General features: G+C 67.6%; 17 protein-coding genes and 1 pseudogene. 9 read left to right on the top strand and 9 right to left on the bottom strand.

The annotated features are described in order from the left end of the window. Positions 1–140: 140 nt before the first annotated feature. From ACFUTX_RS00090 to ACFUTX_RS00070, 5 genes are read right to left on the bottom strand one after another with little or no spacing between them, the layout of a single operon-like run. Positions 141–1,004: a hypothetical protein gene (locus tag ACFUTX_RS00090; protein WP_378860161.1), complete on the bottom strand. Its 864-nt coding sequence runs from the start codon at positions 1,002–1,004 to the stop codon at positions 141–143. Between the two features lie 57 nt (positions 1,005–1,061). Further along, positions 1,062–1,349: a zf-TFIIB domain-containing protein gene (locus tag ACFUTX_RS00085; RefSeq protein WP_378861030.1), complete on the bottom strand. Its 288-nt coding sequence runs from the start codon at positions 1,347–1,349 to the stop codon at positions 1,062–1,064. A gap of 5 nt (positions 1,350–1,354) precedes the next feature. Then, entirely contained in the window at positions 1,355–1,885 is a 531-nt protein-coding gene (locus ACFUTX_RS00080; protein ID WP_378860160.1) for a hypothetical protein, read from the bottom strand. 2 nt (positions 1,886–1,887) lie between these two features. Beyond that, entirely contained in the window at positions 1,888–2,358 is a 471-nt protein-coding gene (locus ACFUTX_RS00075) for a hypothetical protein (RefSeq protein ID WP_378860159.1), read from the bottom strand. Then, the gene (locus tag ACFUTX_RS00070; protein ID WP_378860158.1) at positions 2,351–3,397 is read right to left on the bottom strand and encodes a TerC family protein; all 1,047 of its coding nucleotides are present in this window, start codon (positions 3,395–3,397) and stop codon (positions 2,351–2,353) included. Before ACFUTX_RS00070 ends, ACFUTX_RS00075 begins: the two co-directional genes overlap by 8 nt. 266 nt (positions 3,398–3,663) lie before the next feature. Between ACFUTX_RS00070 and ACFUTX_RS00065 the strand changes: the two genes are divergently transcribed. After that, entirely contained in the window at positions 3,664–4,173 is a 510-nt protein-coding gene (locus ACFUTX_RS00065; RefSeq protein ID WP_378860157.1) for a hypothetical protein, read from the top strand. Positions 4,174–4,236: 63 nt separating this feature from the next. Here ACFUTX_RS00065 and ACFUTX_RS00060 read toward each other — a convergent pair whose 3' ends face one another. Further along, positions 4,237–4,515, bottom strand: coding sequence for a helix-turn-helix transcriptional regulator (locus ACFUTX_RS00060; protein WP_378860156.1), 279 nt, complete (start codon positions 4,513–4,515; stop codon positions 4,237–4,239). A gap of 93 nt (positions 4,516–4,608) precedes the next feature. Here ACFUTX_RS00060 and ACFUTX_RS00055 point away from each other — a divergent pair, with 93 nt between their 5' ends. Both ACFUTX_RS00055 and ACFUTX_RS00050 read left to right on the top strand, forming a co-directional pair. Then, complete coding sequence (locus ACFUTX_RS00055; RefSeq protein ID WP_378860155.1) at positions 4,609–5,574, top strand: sodium-dependent bicarbonate transport family permease; 966 nt, start codon at positions 4,609–4,611, stop codon at positions 5,572–5,574. Between the two features lie 599 nt (positions 5,575–6,173). Then, positions 6,174–6,401, top strand: a complete 228-nt coding sequence (locus ACFUTX_RS00050) for a DUF6671 family protein (RefSeq protein ID WP_378861029.1) — start codon at positions 6,174–6,176, stop codon at positions 6,399–6,401. Between the two features lie 450 nt (positions 6,402–6,851). Here ACFUTX_RS00050 and ACFUTX_RS00045 read toward each other — a convergent pair whose 3' ends face one another. The 3 genes from ACFUTX_RS00045 to ACFUTX_RS00035 all read right to left on the bottom strand — a co-directional run bounded on the left by ACFUTX_RS00045 (position 6,852) and on the right by ACFUTX_RS00035 (position 8,809). Beyond that, complete coding sequence (locus ACFUTX_RS00045; protein ID WP_378860154.1) at positions 6,852–8,039, bottom strand: tyrosine-type recombinase/integrase; 1,188 nt, start codon at positions 8,037–8,039, stop codon at positions 6,852–6,854. Next, positions 8,039–8,275 carry a helix-turn-helix transcriptional regulator gene (locus tag ACFUTX_RS00040; protein WP_378860153.1) on the bottom strand — a complete coding sequence of 79 codons (237 nt, stop codon included), beginning with the start codon at positions 8,273–8,275 and terminating at the stop codon, positions 8,039–8,041. Before ACFUTX_RS00040 ends, ACFUTX_RS00045 begins: the two co-directional genes overlap by 1 nt. 216 nt (positions 8,276–8,491) lie before the next feature. After that, positions 8,492–8,809, bottom strand: a complete 318-nt coding sequence (locus ACFUTX_RS00035) for a hypothetical protein (protein WP_378860152.1) — start codon at positions 8,807–8,809, stop codon at positions 8,492–8,494. A gap of 376 nt (positions 8,810–9,185) precedes the next feature. Here ACFUTX_RS00035 and ACFUTX_RS00030 point away from each other — a divergent pair, with 376 nt between their 5' ends. The 6 genes and pseudogenes from ACFUTX_RS00030 to ACFUTX_RS00005 all read left to right on the top strand — a co-directional run. Further along, complete coding sequence (locus tag ACFUTX_RS00030) at positions 9,186–9,920, top strand: hypothetical protein (protein WP_378860151.1); 735 nt, start codon at positions 9,186–9,188, stop codon at positions 9,918–9,920. Positions 9,921–9,978: 58 nt separating this feature from the next. Then, positions 9,979–10,539: a M23 family metallopeptidase gene (locus ACFUTX_RS00025; protein WP_378860150.1), complete on the top strand. Its 561-nt coding sequence runs from the start codon at positions 9,979–9,981 to the stop codon at positions 10,537–10,539. Between the two features lie 29 nt (positions 10,540–10,568). Continuing rightward, complete coding sequence (locus tag ACFUTX_RS00020; RefSeq protein WP_378860149.1) at positions 10,569–10,868, top strand: hypothetical protein; 300 nt, start codon at positions 10,569–10,571, stop codon at positions 10,866–10,868. A 1-nt stretch (position 10,869) separates the two neighbouring features. Then, complete coding sequence (locus ACFUTX_RS00015; RefSeq protein WP_378860148.1) at positions 10,870–12,333, top strand: hypothetical protein; 1,464 nt, start codon at positions 10,870–10,872, stop codon at positions 12,331–12,333. Beyond that, positions 12,330–13,823: an SCO6880 family protein gene (locus tag ACFUTX_RS00010; protein ID WP_378860147.1), complete on the top strand. Its 1,494-nt coding sequence runs from the start codon at positions 12,330–12,332 to the stop codon at positions 13,821–13,823. Before ACFUTX_RS00015 ends, ACFUTX_RS00010 begins: the two co-directional genes overlap by 4 nt. Before the next feature lie 71 nt (positions 13,824–13,894). Beyond that, positions 13,895–14,856: pseudogene (locus ACFUTX_RS00005) on the top strand (hypothetical protein); the annotation flags it as partial.

The raw sequence follows: 14,856 nt of genomic DNA, 5'->3' as shown, positions 1-14,856 counted from the left end.
GCGGATTCACTCAACAACGATGGCGGCCGGCACACCGACGGCCTTCCAGTCCGCAGATGCGCGTGGCAGCAACCGGACCGCCGCACTTCCGCCTCGACTACCATGCCGCTGCAAACGTGTTCTCGTCGTCGAGGTCGATCCTACTTGCTGAGAACGCCGCCGAATCCGGGGAACTCCAGGCTGGAAAGCTCAGAATGCAACCCAGCGATGCGTTCTTCCCAACCCGTCAGCTGCTCTGCGGCGCCAGCGCTCGCGCCTGTCGCCTCACCGGCGAGGTCCTCCACGCCGGTGGTCAGTTGATCCACGCCGAGATCGGGAACGGTGATGGTGTCGGCGAGGGCGCTGAAGTCCACGCCCGCGGTGAGCGCGTCGGCCAGGAGTGGGGCGGCTGCGGTGGTGAGGATGGCGCTGCTGGCGACCGCGGTGAGGAGCCCGCCCGCGGCGGCGGCCGTGCCGACGGCCGGGCTTCTTCCCGTCGCGGTGGTGGTCGTTCCTGGAGTGCGGGTGAGGATGCGGGCGAGGATCCCTGGCCGGGCGACTTGGGCCCGGCCGCAGGCTTGGGCGAGGTCGGCGGGGTCAGAGGTTCGCGGTCGCTGGTCTGGTGGCAGTTCGAGTGTCAGCTGGGTTTGGAGTCGTCGCCGGTCGGCGGGGTCGAGGCGGGTGAAGGCCTCTGTGTGGATGCGTTTCAGTTGTGTCGGGGTGGCCGTCTGCAGGAGGTACGTGTAGCGGCCGAGGGCTGCGCGGTGGGTGGGTTCGGGAGCGGGCGGCGGGGTGAGGCCAGGGACATCCGTGCGGGCCTCGGCTCCCCTCGCGGGAGGGTTAAGCGGCGCGGCCCGGTTCGCTGGGGCCGCGCTAGTGGTGCCGGTGGGTTGTGGCGCGCCGATCACCGAGGCGACCACGCCCTTGACTGTCGGCCGTCCTCCACGAGGTGTCACGTTGGTGCTGGTCGGCGCCTGACCGAGGGCATGGGAGGCGAGCTGGGTGAGGCGGTCGAGGATGCTCATCAGCGTTCCTTTCGAAAGGGTGTGGGCCGGCGCGAGCGCTTCATGCCGGGTCTCGGGTCAGCGGCGGTGATCGAGGGGAGGGTCGGTGTCGTCGAACACATCGGCCAGCCAGTTCTCGGTCGGAGATGTCGTCGGCCCGTCGGGACGGGCGGAGCGTGAGGTTCTGGTGTGCAGTGGGCGGAAGGAGGGAGGGCGCAAGGGTCTGGTCTGGTCGGTGGCGAGAGTGATGAGTTTGTTGAGTTCGCCGCGGTCCAACCACACCCCCCGGCAGGTGGGGCAGATGTCGATCTCGATCCCCGACCGGTGAGCGACCAGCAACTCGATCCCGTCATGGGGGCAGTTCATCCTTGTCATCGCTGTTCCTCGGTGACGGCGATTCCTTGGAGGGCGGGGGCCGGACCGCGCCGCCGGGCGAGCGGGAACCATGCGACACTGATGACCCCCCAGGCCGCGGCGTGGTCGCTGGGTTGCGGAAGGCGAAGGCCTGCGCGGGTGCGGGAATAGGGTTCGACGATGACTTGCGGGGGTGTGAGTTCGACGCCGGCGGTGGCAGCCGCCGTCATCACCGCGGTGAGGGCCTCCCGGTGGCGTCGCCTCCGAGAGAGGATCAGCACGGTGGGATCGAGGGTGAACCCGCCGCGCGCAGGCTGCACGTGAATGCGTACGTGGGCGGTGCGCCCGGCAAGTGCCCGCACGCCGGTGAACAGGCCGCCCCAGCGGGCGGGCTCGGCCGGGAGCACCGCGTGCACGCACAGGTCGGCGTGCTCGGCGAAACCGCGCAGATCGTTCGGCCAGACGGGGGCTTCCAGCACGGCGCGCCCCATCGGCGCGGACAGGTCGCGCAGTCGCAGCTGGCACGGGTCCATCGTCAACGTGTCCACGGTCAGTCCCCTTCTGGGCACGGGCCGTCGTGGAGATGGACGCGGGCGCCCCAGTCGTCCACCGGGTGCCAGGCCCCGGTTTCGTCGCCGGTCCGGTCGATGATGGTGGGGACGTTCCAGAACGGTCCGCCATCGGCGAGGAGGCATTGCCCGGCGTCCACCCACACCTCATTCACGGCACCGAGCAGCAGTGCGCGGTCGTCGGGCGGCACCTGGTACGTCATGGCCTGGTTCCCGTCTGCCGGTGTGAGAGCTCGCACGGTCACCGGGTGCTCGCCGGTGTTGCGGATGCTGCCGCACCCGGGTACCGGTCCCCCGCACGCATCGGTGACCCCGGATATCCAGGCGACGCCGAGCACACCGGCCACAGCGATGGCAGGTAGCACGAACAGGTACCAGGGGAGGCCTCGGCGACCCCTCCTCACTCGCGGGGGCACGGGGGTCGGGGCCGCCGAGGGGTCTAGGTCAGGCATCGGAGCCGTCCTTGCTTCCACCGACGGCCACGCGCTTGCGGCGTCGGAAGACGGGCTCGACCGCGGCCAGCTCCTCGGGGGTGGCGATGCGGAAGGCGCCGGCCGCTTCGGTGCGCACTTCGCGGCGGCCTTGGCCGCGGGTGGCGCGGAGGCTCGCGACAATCGAGACGGTGATGATGGTGGCCACAACCGCGAGGCTGATGGTGGTGGGGATGTAGAGCACGTCGAGGAGGAGCATCTTGATGCCGACCCAGATCAGCACGAAGGCCAGTCCCACCTTGAGGTAGATGAACCGGTGGATGAGGTCGGCGAGGAGGAAGTACATCGCCCGCAGTCCCAGGATCGCGAACGCGTTGGCGGTGAACACCAGGAACGGTTCGCTGGTGACGGCGAAGATGGCGGGGATGGAGTCGACGGCGAAGATGATGTCGGTGATCTCCACCAGCACCAGCACCGCCAGCAGCGGGGTGGCCACCACGATCCCGGCCTTGCGGATGAGGAACTTCTGCCCGTGGTAGGCGTCGGTCATCGGCACGAACCGGCGAAAGACCTTCAGGATTCGGGACTTCTCGGGGTGGACATGGTCCTTGCGGGAGCGGAACATACGCCACCCGGTGTAGATCAGGAACGCGGCGAACACATACAGGATCCAGGAGAAGTTCTCGATCAGCGCGGCGCCAGCGGCGATGAAGATGCCGCGGAAGATCAGGGCGCCCAGCACGCCGAGGAACAGCACCCGGTGCTGGTACTCGCGGGGGACGGCGAACGCGGCGAAGATGATCGCCCACACGAACACGTTGTCCACGGCGAGGGATTTCTCGATCAGGTAGCCGGCGAAGTACTGCTGCCCGAACTCCGCCCCCCACAGCGACCAGACCAGCACACCGAACGCGACACCGAGGGTCACCCACACGATTGACCAGACCGCTGCTTCCCGCACGCCGATGACATGCGCTTTGCGGTGGGCCACCAGATCGACGGCGAGCATCACCAGGATCACACCGAGTACGGCGAACCATGCCGACAAGGGGACAGTCATGACAAAGACCTCCACGAGTTCTCGTGAAGGTCTCATCGGCGGTTTGCCCTGCGCACCGGATCCCGCGGCGGGAACGTACTGACGATGCGGAGCGAGGATTACTCCCCTTCGAGAACTATGAAACAGGAGAAGTACACTTCACGTCAAGTCGAGATTCAGATTTGTCAGAACCCGTCTCGAGATGCCGCTAGGTTGTGGTGATCCCATACCGCGGCATAGTCGGCGAATGGCGACCGATCTTTCGGCAGATCGAGGAGGAGGGACGGTTGTCCAGCGGCGGTGGCTTTGGTCTGGATGCGGGGCTGCGGCGGTACCCGTGGGTGTCACGGGCGCTGAACGCGGAAGCCGTGTACGGCACCGTCCTCACCGCGGGGCTGATCTCGGCGTTCTCGTTGTACGACCCCGGACTGCCGGCGCTGATCGCCCGCACCGTGGCCACCGTGGCGGTGTTCTGGGGTGCGCACGTGTACGCCGAGATCGTCGGCAACCGCGACCTGAGCTGGCCAGAAGCAATCCGTGAGGCGCTGCAACGCTCCGCAGGGCTCTTGTGGGCGTTGATCGTGCCCATCGGCTGCCTCGGCGTCGCCGCAGCACTCCAGCTCTCACTGGATGCCGCAGTAGACGTCTCCCTGTGGGGCGCCGTCATCACCCTCGCACTCCTGGGATGGTGGGCCGCCCGGCAACGCAACGCTCCCGCCCTGACCAAGATCCTCACGTCCGCGGGCACCGCCGGCCTCGGACTGGCCCTCATCGTGCTCAAAGCCCTCGTTCACTGACAACGGAAGAGACGGCCAGGCGGCCCGCGAGAACTCGCACCGCGCTGGTGAAGCGATAGGGGCTCACGTGACGTCCAGCAGGGCGCGGATGAGGTCATTGACGGTGTGGGTGGCGTTGGAGGGGTGACGCAGCGGCCGCTCCGGATGCAGCACGTAGTGATTGCGGCGGCCGCGCTTCTCTCGCTCCAGATACCCGGCCGACTCGAGATCGTTCAAGATCGTCAGCGCCGACCGCGGAGTGATGCCCACCACGGCAGCGATGTCACGCAGCGGTACGTCGCTGTTCTGCGCAACGGCCAACAGCACGTGCGCATGATGGGTGAGAAAGGTCCACTTCGCCATCCCCCTATCCTCCCAAGCCCTCACGACGTTTGGTGAAAAACACTTCCGCTATGCTTCGACAGCAGAAGCAAACTTCACCTATTGAACCGGGGAATGATGTTCGACGCGGCCTTGACCAACCTGCTCTCCCCGCCGGTCGTCGCCTTCGCGCTCGGGATCCTCGCTGCGGCCGTGAAGTCGGACCTGAGGGTGCCGGACGCGATGATGCGCGGACTGTCGATCTACCTGCTGCTCGCCATCGGCCTCAAAGGCGGGGTGGCATTGCGCGGCGAGACGGCCACCGCCGTGCTCGGGCCGGTCGCGCTCGCCCTGGTGCTGGGTGTGGTCGTCCCTGCCGCCGCGTACGGCGCCCTCCGCCTCACCACCCAGCTGGGACGGGTGGATCGGGGTGCGATCGCCGCGCACTATGGCTCGACATCCCTGGTCACCTTCACCGCCGCACTGGTGTTCCTCGACACGGCAGGCATCGCCTACCCGGGGTACTCGGCGACCCTTCTGGCGGTGCTGGAGGTGCCCGGCATCCTCATCGGCATCCTGCTCGCCCGCCGCCACCTCGCCCGAACCGTCGGATGGGGCCCCACCTTGCACGAGGTCCTCGCCGGCAAATCGGTCCTGCTGCTGGTCGGTGGCCTCCTCATTGGCCTCATCGCCGGACCCGACGGTTATGCGCCCATCGCTCCCGTCTTCACCGACGCATTCCGGGGGATCCTGGTGCTGTTCCTCCTCGCCCTCGGCCTCGAAGTCGGCCATCGCCTGGGCACCATCCGGGAAGGCGGACTCGGGCTGGTCGCTTTCGCACTGGTCTTCCCGCTCGCTGCGGGCGCCCTGGGCGTGATCAGCGGAACCGTGATCGGAATGGACGTCGGCGGCGCCGTCGTCCTGGGCGCCCTCTGCGCCAGCGCGTCCTACATCGCCGCGCCCGCCGCGGTCCGCCTCGCCCTTCCCGACGCCAACACGGCACTCTCCCTCACCGCCAGCATCGGCATCACCTTTCCCCTCAACCTCATCATCGGCATCCCGCTGCTCACCTGGCTCGCACAACAGATCGCAGCCGTATGAGCACCAGCATCAGCGACCTCCCGTACTCAGACACCTCATCGCGGTCGGAACGATCCACCGCAAGGAAGACCAGTTCCGGCCCGCGTTTCACCGCTGGCACCGCGCCACTATCCGGGCCACCCAAGCCCTGGACACCGACGCGCTGGGAACCTTCACCGGCGAAACGCCCCGCACGCTCACCCCCACCGACGCCGCCACAGCCAAGGCACGCGCCGTGCTCACCGAGCTCGCCACCCCGTTCGGGATCGCCACCGAAGCCTCCTACGCCTCCACGTTCGCGGGGATGGGACCGGGCATTCACGAAGAGGTCGCCGTGTTCCGCGACACGGTACGCGACGTTCGCGCCGTCGAGACGCACCGCTCCTATGCAACGGTGCTGCCGGCCCGGCAGGTCCGTTCGGTCGAGGAAGCCGGCGCGTACCTGTCCCGCCTGGGATTCCCGCAGCAAGCCCTGATACTCCGCATGGATGGGGAGCCGGCGCGGAAGGGGGTGGCGAGCTGGGAGGAGGTCCGCGCCACGATAGCCCGCGGCCCGGTCATCATCGAGCAGGACCTCTTCGCGCACTGCAAACCCCCGCCGGCGCCGAGCCCTCAGACGTATCGCCTGGAAACTTACCGCCCGCCTGCAAGACCCCTGCCCTTCCTGCGACACCCCAGGATTCGGGCAAACCGGAATCGTCGCCGGCCTGCCCTGCGCCCAGTGCGCCGCGCCCACCCGGCAGCCACTCGCCGACGTCCTCGGCTGCTCACGCTGCGACCACCGCGCACACATCGCACGGCCCGACCCGGTCGCCGATCCCGCCACCTGTGACCAATGCAACCCGTAGCCAGGACGTGTCGCGAGCGCCGACAGCCGACGCGCGGTCCGCCGTCACGCGGCGATGCTATTGGACACGACGCGCGAACCGGACCTCCCGCAGTACTGCGGATGTGCAGATACGCTCACTCCCATTCGCGCGGTCGGCGGGACGCGGCGCCAAGAAAAGGTTGGCCTCGGCGGGGTGGGGTGTGCTTGCGGATCCCGCTTCACGCCGAAGGGGTGAGGGGGTCGGGCCCAGACCGTGCTAGACAGGTGCGCGCGTTCGCGAGGCGAGGCCCAGCGATCGGCATCCCGACACCGACCGCCTATTCGGCGCCAGCCACGATCTCGCGGCAGGCGCGCTCGCCGCGCTCGTGTAGGCGGGTCGGTCGGTGCCGGATGCAGTTCGCCTCACGGGACCTGCTTACTGAGCGAAGTAGTGGCGTGGCTATCTTCAATCTCTCTCGGGAGCGACGAACTAACTGTTCTCCGGCGCGAGGCGCTGCATCACCTGAGCAGATCGAGGATCCACCTTGCGGTACGGCTCCGCATAGTGTGCTCGCGTGATCGCCGGCGAGGAGTGCCCCAGCATTTCCGCGGCCGCTGCCATGTCGACTTCGTTTGCCATCAGGGTCGCCCCTGTTCTCCGGAACGCGTGTGGCGTGTTGTCGGTGCCATCGAGTCCGACTGACTCGAGCATTCCTCGAAAGCTACCCCGAACGTTGTGCGGCGCAAGTGGAGTGCCATTCCGAGTGAAAAAGAGCAGATGGTCATCGGACGCCCCTCCGATACGAGCAAGCCGGGCGCGGATCACTTCGGCCGCAAACGCCGGGATGGCGACGATACGGTTCGATTTGTCCGACTTCGGCTTGGCTTGCCGAATCACACCCGCGCCGGTGCGGACGACCAGGGTGCCGTTGATGTCCACCCGAGGAGGGCGGGCCGTCATGTCGAGGTCACACTTGCGGATGGCGAGCACTTCCCCGATGCGGGTCGCTGTCCCCAGCATGACTTCGATGACATCGCGGACTTGGCCGTCGGGACGCGGGCCAAACAGGTGTTCTCGGGTTCGCCACTCCCGCGCCGCTCGCCAAATCAATGCCAGCTGCTCGTCCGTCAGAGCCTTCGGGATATTCTTGGGCTTCTTCATCCGCGACGTGTCCTTGACCGGATTGCGCGGGATGATCTCGCGACGCACCGCAAAGCTCATCACCATGCCCAGGATCGTTCGAGAGTGCTTCATTTGCGGATAGGACTTCGCGCGTTGAACTTTGAGGAAACGCTCGACGCGACCGACGGTGATCTCCTGCACGGCGAGGTGCGCGAAGGTCGGCATCACCAGTGTGCGCAGCTCACGCCCATAGGTCTCTTTCGTCCCCTCGGAGAGATCCGCATTCATGAGCATGTCCTCCTGCCACGCCGCGGCGAGGTCGCGGAAGGACGAGGAGGCTGACAGTGATCCGACAGCGGCCTGTTGCTGACGCTCGGCGAGCCGCGCTTTGAGCTCCGCACCGGCGGCGTGCCGACTGTCCGCCGTGGCGCTGACTTGACGAGCTTGACCGCCCCAATCGCCGAACCTGGTTGCAGCCCGGGCTCTGCCCGGCGCGATCTCCCGAATCGAGATCTCACCAAACGTCCCGATCGGCGTGCGCGGTCGCCCCGCCATCACCGGTCACCACCAGCGATGGCCGGATGGGCGTCGGGCTCATGCAAAGCGTCAAGCCATCGCTTCACGTCGGAGACTCGAAATCGCAGTTCACGGCCTGCACGCACGCCCTTCGGGCCGCGATCATGCAGCCGCAGGTCGTAGATCGCCTGCACGTCGACGCGGAGGTACTCCGCGAGCTCACTGGTGGTCACCATCGGCTCCAGGCCCAGCCCGGAGAGCTGTTCGCTGTTCAAGACAGCAAGGTGCTCTAGGTGGACCGAGATGAGGCGAGGTGGGGCCGAGCACCTTCCGGCGCGAAGCGTTGATGTTGCCGCGGTCGGCCGATACCTGATGGATAAATGCTGAACGCACCGATTCTCTGTCCCTTCATATGGGACAAGAAGTGCTGATCAGCCAAGGTTACGTGGTAGCAGGAGTGGGGCTTGAACCCGCGACCTCACGATGTGAGTTCAAATCTCGCCGATCGCTATACCAAGCCGCAGGTACATTTCCGTAACAGCCTCGTCGTTGACGCGGTATCGCACCCGCTGGCCCCGGGCAGCGACTCCGCGGGGCGGATCAGCGATGAGCAGCCCGAACTTGAGCAGTTCGTCGATGCCCGTGATAACGGTCTGCTCCGCCAGGCCGAGCGCGTCGGATATCTCCTTGCGGCCGGAGTTCGGGTGCGCACGGAGATGGCCGATGATGCCGGCCTTGAGCATGCTGCCAAATGCCTTGATGGGATCCTCCGCGGCGTCTGCGTTCGCGGGGCGGGCGACTCTCGGCATACCTCATTCTTTCGCGGTCGGGATGCCGTCGTCCAGCCAAACCGTATGAATCAGTTCTACACATATTGAGTGTATCCATGTAATCTACACTCATGTCAACGGCGGAACACTGGCCCTGCGCAGCGAGACTCTCGCATATGGTGTCCGCCGAAGTCCCTACAGACAGCACGTGTTGGGCGGGCGTAAGGTGCGACCCAAGCGCGACGAGCCCGTCAGGAGGCAACTCGCGCTGTATCGGTTTGCACTCCACCCGTAACCATCCACGGGCCCCTTTTCGGTTCGCTCGTTTGGTGCGTAGGATGCCCACCACGGCGTGTCCCCCACCTGTCGCACTTCGCATCGATCGGGGCCGCCCGGTTGCCGGGAGGTGCGGGTCATGACGACACCTAGTTCGGCAGCGCGCCGCGCTCGCGGCTGGGCGATCGCCGGCGGGGCGATCCTGCTTGCCGGGATCATCGCGATCATCGTCGTCGCGCTGTCGAGTCAGCCGGCAACGGAACCTGACCCGACCGGCACGCCGCAGCCCACGGGGTATCCGAGCAGCACTCCGCCCGATCCGGGCGACGCCGTCGTGGATCCGGATGCCGGGGCCAAGGGGTGGCGCGGTGAGCCGATCACGTCCGACCCGGAGCTTTACGCGGCCGCCGCCCTTGAGGCCGCTGCGACGTTCGACACCACCCGGGCTTCGCGCGACGAGTGGTTGGCGTACCTCGACTCCTGGTTCACACCCGATACTCGCTACACGTCCCAAGGCGATCGGGAGGCTGAGCTCGAAGCTGCGCGCCTCGAGTTGCGCCAGGGCGTTGTTCTCCCGCAGGCGGAGTGGGATTCGCTCGCCGCGGAGGATGGTCGAATGGTCGCGGAGGCCGAATCGATTGCGATGGGGCCGGTCACGGATGACGCGTCAGGTGACATGGCGATTGGGACGACGGATGTCGTGCTGACGTTCACGCGTGCGGATGGTTCTGGGGTCGAGTCCTCCTACGAGGAGTCGGTGCGGGTGAGCGTGCAGGTGCTCTGCGGTGAAGGGTCGGTTCCGACTCCTGACTCGCCGCAGCAGGCTGGGGACTGCAAGGTGGTGCGCTTCTTCACGGAGCCAGTGGAGCCCTGATATGCCCGCCCCGGTTGCCGCTGCCGCTGCCCTCGCCCGAACGAGGACGGGCCGCCGGGTGGTGATCGGCGTCCTGATTGCCATGCTCCTGGTTGTTTCCGTCGCGGCGACCCCTCTGATCGCCGTCCCGTTCGTCGTCGCCGGCGCGAGCGCTCGCCTCCCCTCCGCCGAGGCCGCGGGGCAGCTTCCCGCCGTGAAAGGTGACTGGGGGTACCCCCTGGCGGGCGCTTACACAAAGGGGCGCGGCTTCGGATACAACCCCGTCGTCGGCTGTAGCTACTGCTCCACCGATCACCAGGGTTACGACATGGCGCAAGCCTGCGGCGCCACCATCTACGCCGCCGGACCGGGCCAGGTGATCACCGCAGGTGTCTATCAGGGGTACGGCAACACGGTGCGCATCGACCACGGCGACGGGCTCATCACCCTCTACGGCCACATGCAGTGGAACTCGCTCAGCGTCGCGAGCGGCGACTCGATCACTGCCGGCACGCCGCTCGGCGCTGAAGGCAACACCGGGCGCTCATTCGGATGCCACCTGCACTTCGAAGTACAGCAGGCCGGCGCACCGGTCGACCCGCAGCCGTTCATGGCCGCCCGCGGCCTGCCGCTGACATGAGATAGCAGTCCCAACCGGAAGGAACGATCATGGCTACCCCACTGCGCATCCCCCTGGATGTCGATGTCCCCGACATCCAACCGGACTACTCCGCCCCGTTCTTCGAGGGCTTCCAAGTCATCGCGTCCTGGATCCTCGCCGTAGCCATGCTGGTCGTCCTGGTGATGCTGATCATCGCCGGCGCCGCCCTCGCCTTCCGCGGCCTCGCCTCCGACCGCGTCCGCACCTGGGCGGGCGAAAGCATCATGTGGATCTTCCTCGCCGCCGCTGTCCTCGGCGCCGCGAGCGGCCTGTTCGCCTTCTTCGTCAACTTCGACTTCGGGTTCTGACATGCACGCCGCGCGCATCCTGCTCGCTGCTCTCGCGCTCGGCGCGGGGCTGGCGATCGGCGCGCACGCACCGGCCCAGGCAGTCGCCGACACAGTGGCACCGACCGCAGCTATGGCGACTGAGACGAGCTCCGTGACCAACGAGCCGTGGTCGGCCCCGGCTTATCCCGTCGACTGCCGCGCCGCCAGCAACCAAGTAACCTGCACTCCAGCCAATCCAGCCGACGTCACCGCGCAGACCTGTTACCTCGGAGTGCTGGTTAGCGGCGAACGCACGACCGTGTGCACGACCTTCGAGGACCACGCTGCCGCCATCCAGGCAGACGGCGGGAAGATCGCGCTCGTCGAGTACGGCTGCAGTCTCGGAGATGTCGCCTGCGTCACGTTCGAGAACGCGGGTCGCGGGATGGCGATGTCGGCGACGGCGATGATGTACGCGGTCGCGGCGAACATGCGGTTCGATACGTCGTCGCTGCTGTGGGATGCCGCGACCGGGGAGTGGTCGTTCTGGGCGTGGGCGATCCTGATCGTCACGTTCGGGTCGATGATCTGGGCGGTGACCGCCGCGGTGGTGTCCGGTGACCGTGGCGAGGTCATCGGCGCCATCGGACGATCCTTCGTCGCGGTGGCGGCGGTGCCGATCACGTTGTGGGCGACGGGGCATCTGCTCAACGCGGTGGATGACCTGACCTGGTACATCATGAACCGCGACGGTCCGACGACGCTGTTCGCGACGTTGCAGGGTGTGATGTGGGCGGGCGGGCAGGCGAACTACTTCTTCGCGTTCCTCATCCATGGGCTGTTGATGGTCGGGATGCTTCTGCTCATGCTGGTGTTCACGTTCCGCAACATCGTGCTGGCCGCCCTGATCGCTGTGGGCCCGGTGGCGTGGATGCTGTTCCCGGTCCGCGGCGTCGGACCGCAGTGGGTGGTCCGCTACGTCTCGGCCGTCGTGGTGCTCCTGCTGACGGGACCGCTGACCATCGGGTTCGTCACGCTCATCATCAATGGACTGTCGGCGGTGAGTACGATATGGGATCCGCAGGCGTGGCCGCTGCTGTTCGGGCTCGCGCTGGTCGCGTTCGCCCCGTTCGCGATCTTTGGACTGTTCAGCTTCGTCGGCGCAGTTGCCGCCGACGGCGTCGGCTCCCGCCTCGGTAGCCATGCCGGCAACCTCGGCGGTCGCGCCGCCCGCACTGCGGTCGCTATCCCGACCCGCCTCGGCAGCGCCCCCGCTGGCATCGCGACGAGCGCAGCCTCCCGCACCTCCCGAGCAACCACGAGCGCCACACGCCCCGCATCAGGATTGAAGGCCTCCGTCCCCCGCGGTGCAGGAGCGCCCGCGAACCGACCCGTAGCTTCTACCGCTGCACCCTCGACAGCACGAGCGGCGTCTCCAGCAGCGCAACCGCCCGTAGCCTCGGCCGCTCCGTCGGCGCCTCAAGTGGAGAGGACACCGTCATGACCACGACACCCGATCTCAGCCGCCCCGTCCGACTGCCGCGCCGGTCGCGTCAGGGGATCGTGATGGGGATGGATGGGTGGCAGCTGACCCTCCTCGCCGCCGCGGCGGCAACCGTCCTGATCGCGGTGAACCGGTTCGGCCCTCCCGGGCTCCTCTACGCCGCACCGATCTACCTCGCCCTCGGCGGCACCGCCGTGGCCACCATCCATGGGATCTCTGCGCCACGGATGGGGGCGCTGTGGGTGATGAAGCAGCTGAGGCATCTGACCGGGGCGACGGAGCAGCGGTTCCGCCCGGAGCGGCGAGAGCTGGTGGGGACGCTGAATCTGCCGGGGGTGCGGGCGTCGATCCAGTTCTGGGATGTCAACGACGTCGCCTGCCTGTACAACCCGCATGACCGGACGGTGTCGGTGACCGCGGAGCTGGAGGTGCAGGGGTTTCTGATGCACGACACCCCGGACCGGTACGACCTCGCCCAGCAGTGGGCGCAGGTCCTGGCATCCTTCACCCAACGCCCCGGCATCAAACGCGTCACCCTGCAGGAACGCACCCTCCCCACCACCATCCGGGCCGCGCGGGACCACTACGACGTCGTCCGTGTCCGCCGGGAGCTCGACGCCGCCTCCCCGGTCGCGTCCAACTATGCGGATGTGATGAACGGGTCCGAGCGGTTCGCCGTCGCCCACCGCAACTACCTCACCTTCACCCTCGACCTCATCGCCCTCGGCCCGCAACTGAAGTCCCTCGGCGGCGGAAAGGACGCAATCCAGACCCTCGCGTACCTCGAGGCCCGCAACCTCGCCGACGCACTCCGGGCTGCGAAGGTCACCGTCCGCAAGTGGCTTAGCCCCCGCGACTTGGCGGCCCTCGCCCGGGTCACATTCGACCCGGAGTTCGCGCCGGCTGTGCAGAACCGTGACGACGCCCACGCTGGCGTCGACCCGGCCGCGCTCGGACCGATGCACCTGCAGGAACCGAAAGGCAAGAACGGGATCGTCATCACCGACTCCGGCGTGCACACCACCATGTGGGTCCACGAATGGCCGCGGTCGGACGCGCCGGTCGGGTTCGTCGCCCCGGTGGTGTTCGCCCGTCACCCCCACACGGGTGGGGCCGTCACCCACATCTTCTCCCTCGTCCTCAGTCCTGTCCCTGTCTCGAAGGCGCTGAAGCGGATCCGGGATGAGAAGAAGGTGTGGCGGGGCAACGAGAAGCTGCGCGCCAAGCGTGGCGCCGACGGATCCGCGGCGGATGCCGCGGACTGGGAGGCACTGGAGAAGCAGGAGCAGGAGATCGTCGCCGGTCACGGCGAGTTCCGCTACGGCGCGTACCTCACCGTCACCGCCCCCGACGAGGAGCAGCTCGATCAGGCGCTCGCAGGGATGCGCAACGCACTCTCGCGCGCCGGGATGGAGGCGCAGATCCTGTACTGCCAGCAAGCCGAAGCCCTCATGGTCAATGCCCTCCCGGTCGGACTGGGGATGAAGTGATGCCCCGACCCGCCCCGTTTTTCGAACCCGCCGGTCTCACCGGGAAACAGCGCCGCGCTCTCAAACGCGCCATGACAGCCGACACGACCGACCACCACGGGAAGAAGTCGCGCCGGGACCGCAGCCTCCCCGAACCGGCGGTACGCGGTCCGTTCGGACCGGGACTGATCGAGGGCGGCTACTGGAACCTCGCGTCGGCGTGGGTGCCGGCACATCAAGCGACATCGCAGCACCTCGCCGGGATCTACCCGTTCGTCGCCGACGCTGGCCTCGGCCACCGCGGCCCCATCATCGGCGTCGACCTCAACGCCGACGCCCTCTGGCACTTCTCCCCATGGGAGACCTACGTCGACGCCACCGAACGCGGCACCTTATCCACCAACATCCTCGTCCTCGGCGCATACCGAGCCGGGAAGTCAGCCGCCGTGAAGACCCTCGTCACCCGCTCCCTCGCCTTCGGCCACCGAGCCGTCGTCCCCAGCGATGCCAAAGGTGAGTGGGCGATCGTGGCCGACGCGATCCCCGGCGGCAAGGTCATCACCCTCGGCGGCGGCACCACCGCCCGCCTCAACCCCCTCGACCGCGGACCCCGCCGCTCCGACGCCACCGACGAGCAGCACGAACAGATGGTCCGCCAGCGCCGCATCGCCACCCTGATTGCGCTGATCGAACTCGCCCTCGGCGGACAGCGCCTCACCGCCGTCGAGCACGCCTGCCTTCACGACGCCTTGCAGCAGTGCATCGAGGACACCGCCGATCACCCGACGCTGCGCGGCGTCTACGACGCACTCGGGCGCATGACCACCGACCCCGGCGCCGACACCCGGCTCGCCGAAGCCGCGGTGCAGCCCCGGTTCGTGCTGCGCCGATTTGTCGAAGGCGACCTCTCCGGCCTGTTCGAAGACGAATCCACCGTCGCTTTCGACGCTGACGCCCCCATCGTCGTTGTCGATACCAGCGAGTTGTTCGCGCGGGGGGATCTGGTGGCGCAGCTGACGCAGGTGTGCACCACGGCGTGGATTCAGGCGGTGGT

This window comes from Microbacterium sp. NPDC057407 (genome assembly GCF_042803895.1).
Taxonomy (GTDB): Bacteria; Actinomycetota; Actinomycetes; order Actinomycetales; family Microbacteriaceae; genus Microbacterium.
This window is presented reverse-complemented; position numbering and strand designations above follow the sequence as displayed.

What these genes read in the sequence shown, in the direction of transcription:
- ACFUTX_RS00075 (WP_378860159.1), bottom strand. Translation starts at nt 2,358, where the DNA reads ATGCCTGACCTAGACCCCTCGGCGGCCCCGACCCCCGTGCCCCCGCGA.
- ACFUTX_RS00090 (WP_378860161.1), bottom strand. Translation starts at nt 1,004, where the DNA reads ATGAGCATCCTCGACCGCCTCACCCAGCTCGCCTCCCATGCCCTCGGT.
- ACFUTX_RS00030 (WP_378860151.1), top strand. Translation starts at nt 9,186, where the DNA reads ATGACGACACCTAGTTCGGCAGCGCGCCGCGCTCGCGGCTGGGCGATC.
- ACFUTX_RS00060 (WP_378860156.1), bottom strand. Translation starts at nt 4,515, where the DNA reads ATGGCGAAGTGGACCTTTCTCACCCATCATGCGCACGTGCTGTTGGCC.
- ACFUTX_RS00035 (WP_378860152.1), bottom strand. Translation starts at nt 8,809, where the DNA reads ATGCCGAGAGTCGCCCGCCCCGCGAACGCAGACGCCGCGGAGGATCCC.
- ACFUTX_RS00020 (WP_378860149.1), top strand. Translation starts at nt 10,569, where the DNA reads ATGGCTACCCCACTGCGCATCCCCCTGGATGTCGATGTCCCCGACATC.
- ACFUTX_RS00045 (WP_378860154.1), bottom strand. Translation starts at nt 8,039, where the DNA reads ATGGCGGGGCGACCGCGCACGCCGATCGGGACGTTTGGTGAGATCTCG.
- ACFUTX_RS00070 (WP_378860158.1), bottom strand. Translation starts at nt 3,397, where the DNA reads ATGACTGTCCCCTTGTCGGCATGGTTCGCCGTACTCGGTGTGATCCTG.
- ACFUTX_RS00085 (WP_378861030.1), bottom strand. Translation starts at nt 1,349, where the DNA reads ATGAACTGCCCCCATGACGGGATCGAGTTGCTGGTCGCTCACCGGTCG.
- ACFUTX_RS00010 (WP_378860147.1), top strand. Translation starts at nt 12,330, where the DNA reads ATGACCACGACACCCGATCTCAGCCGCCCCGTCCGACTGCCGCGCCGG.
- ACFUTX_RS00015 (WP_378860148.1), top strand. Translation starts at nt 10,870, where the DNA reads ATGCACGCCGCGCGCATCCTGCTCGCTGCTCTCGCGCTCGGCGCGGGG.
- ACFUTX_RS00055 (WP_378860155.1), top strand. Translation starts at nt 4,609, where the DNA reads ATGATGTTCGACGCGGCCTTGACCAACCTGCTCTCCCCGCCGGTCGTC.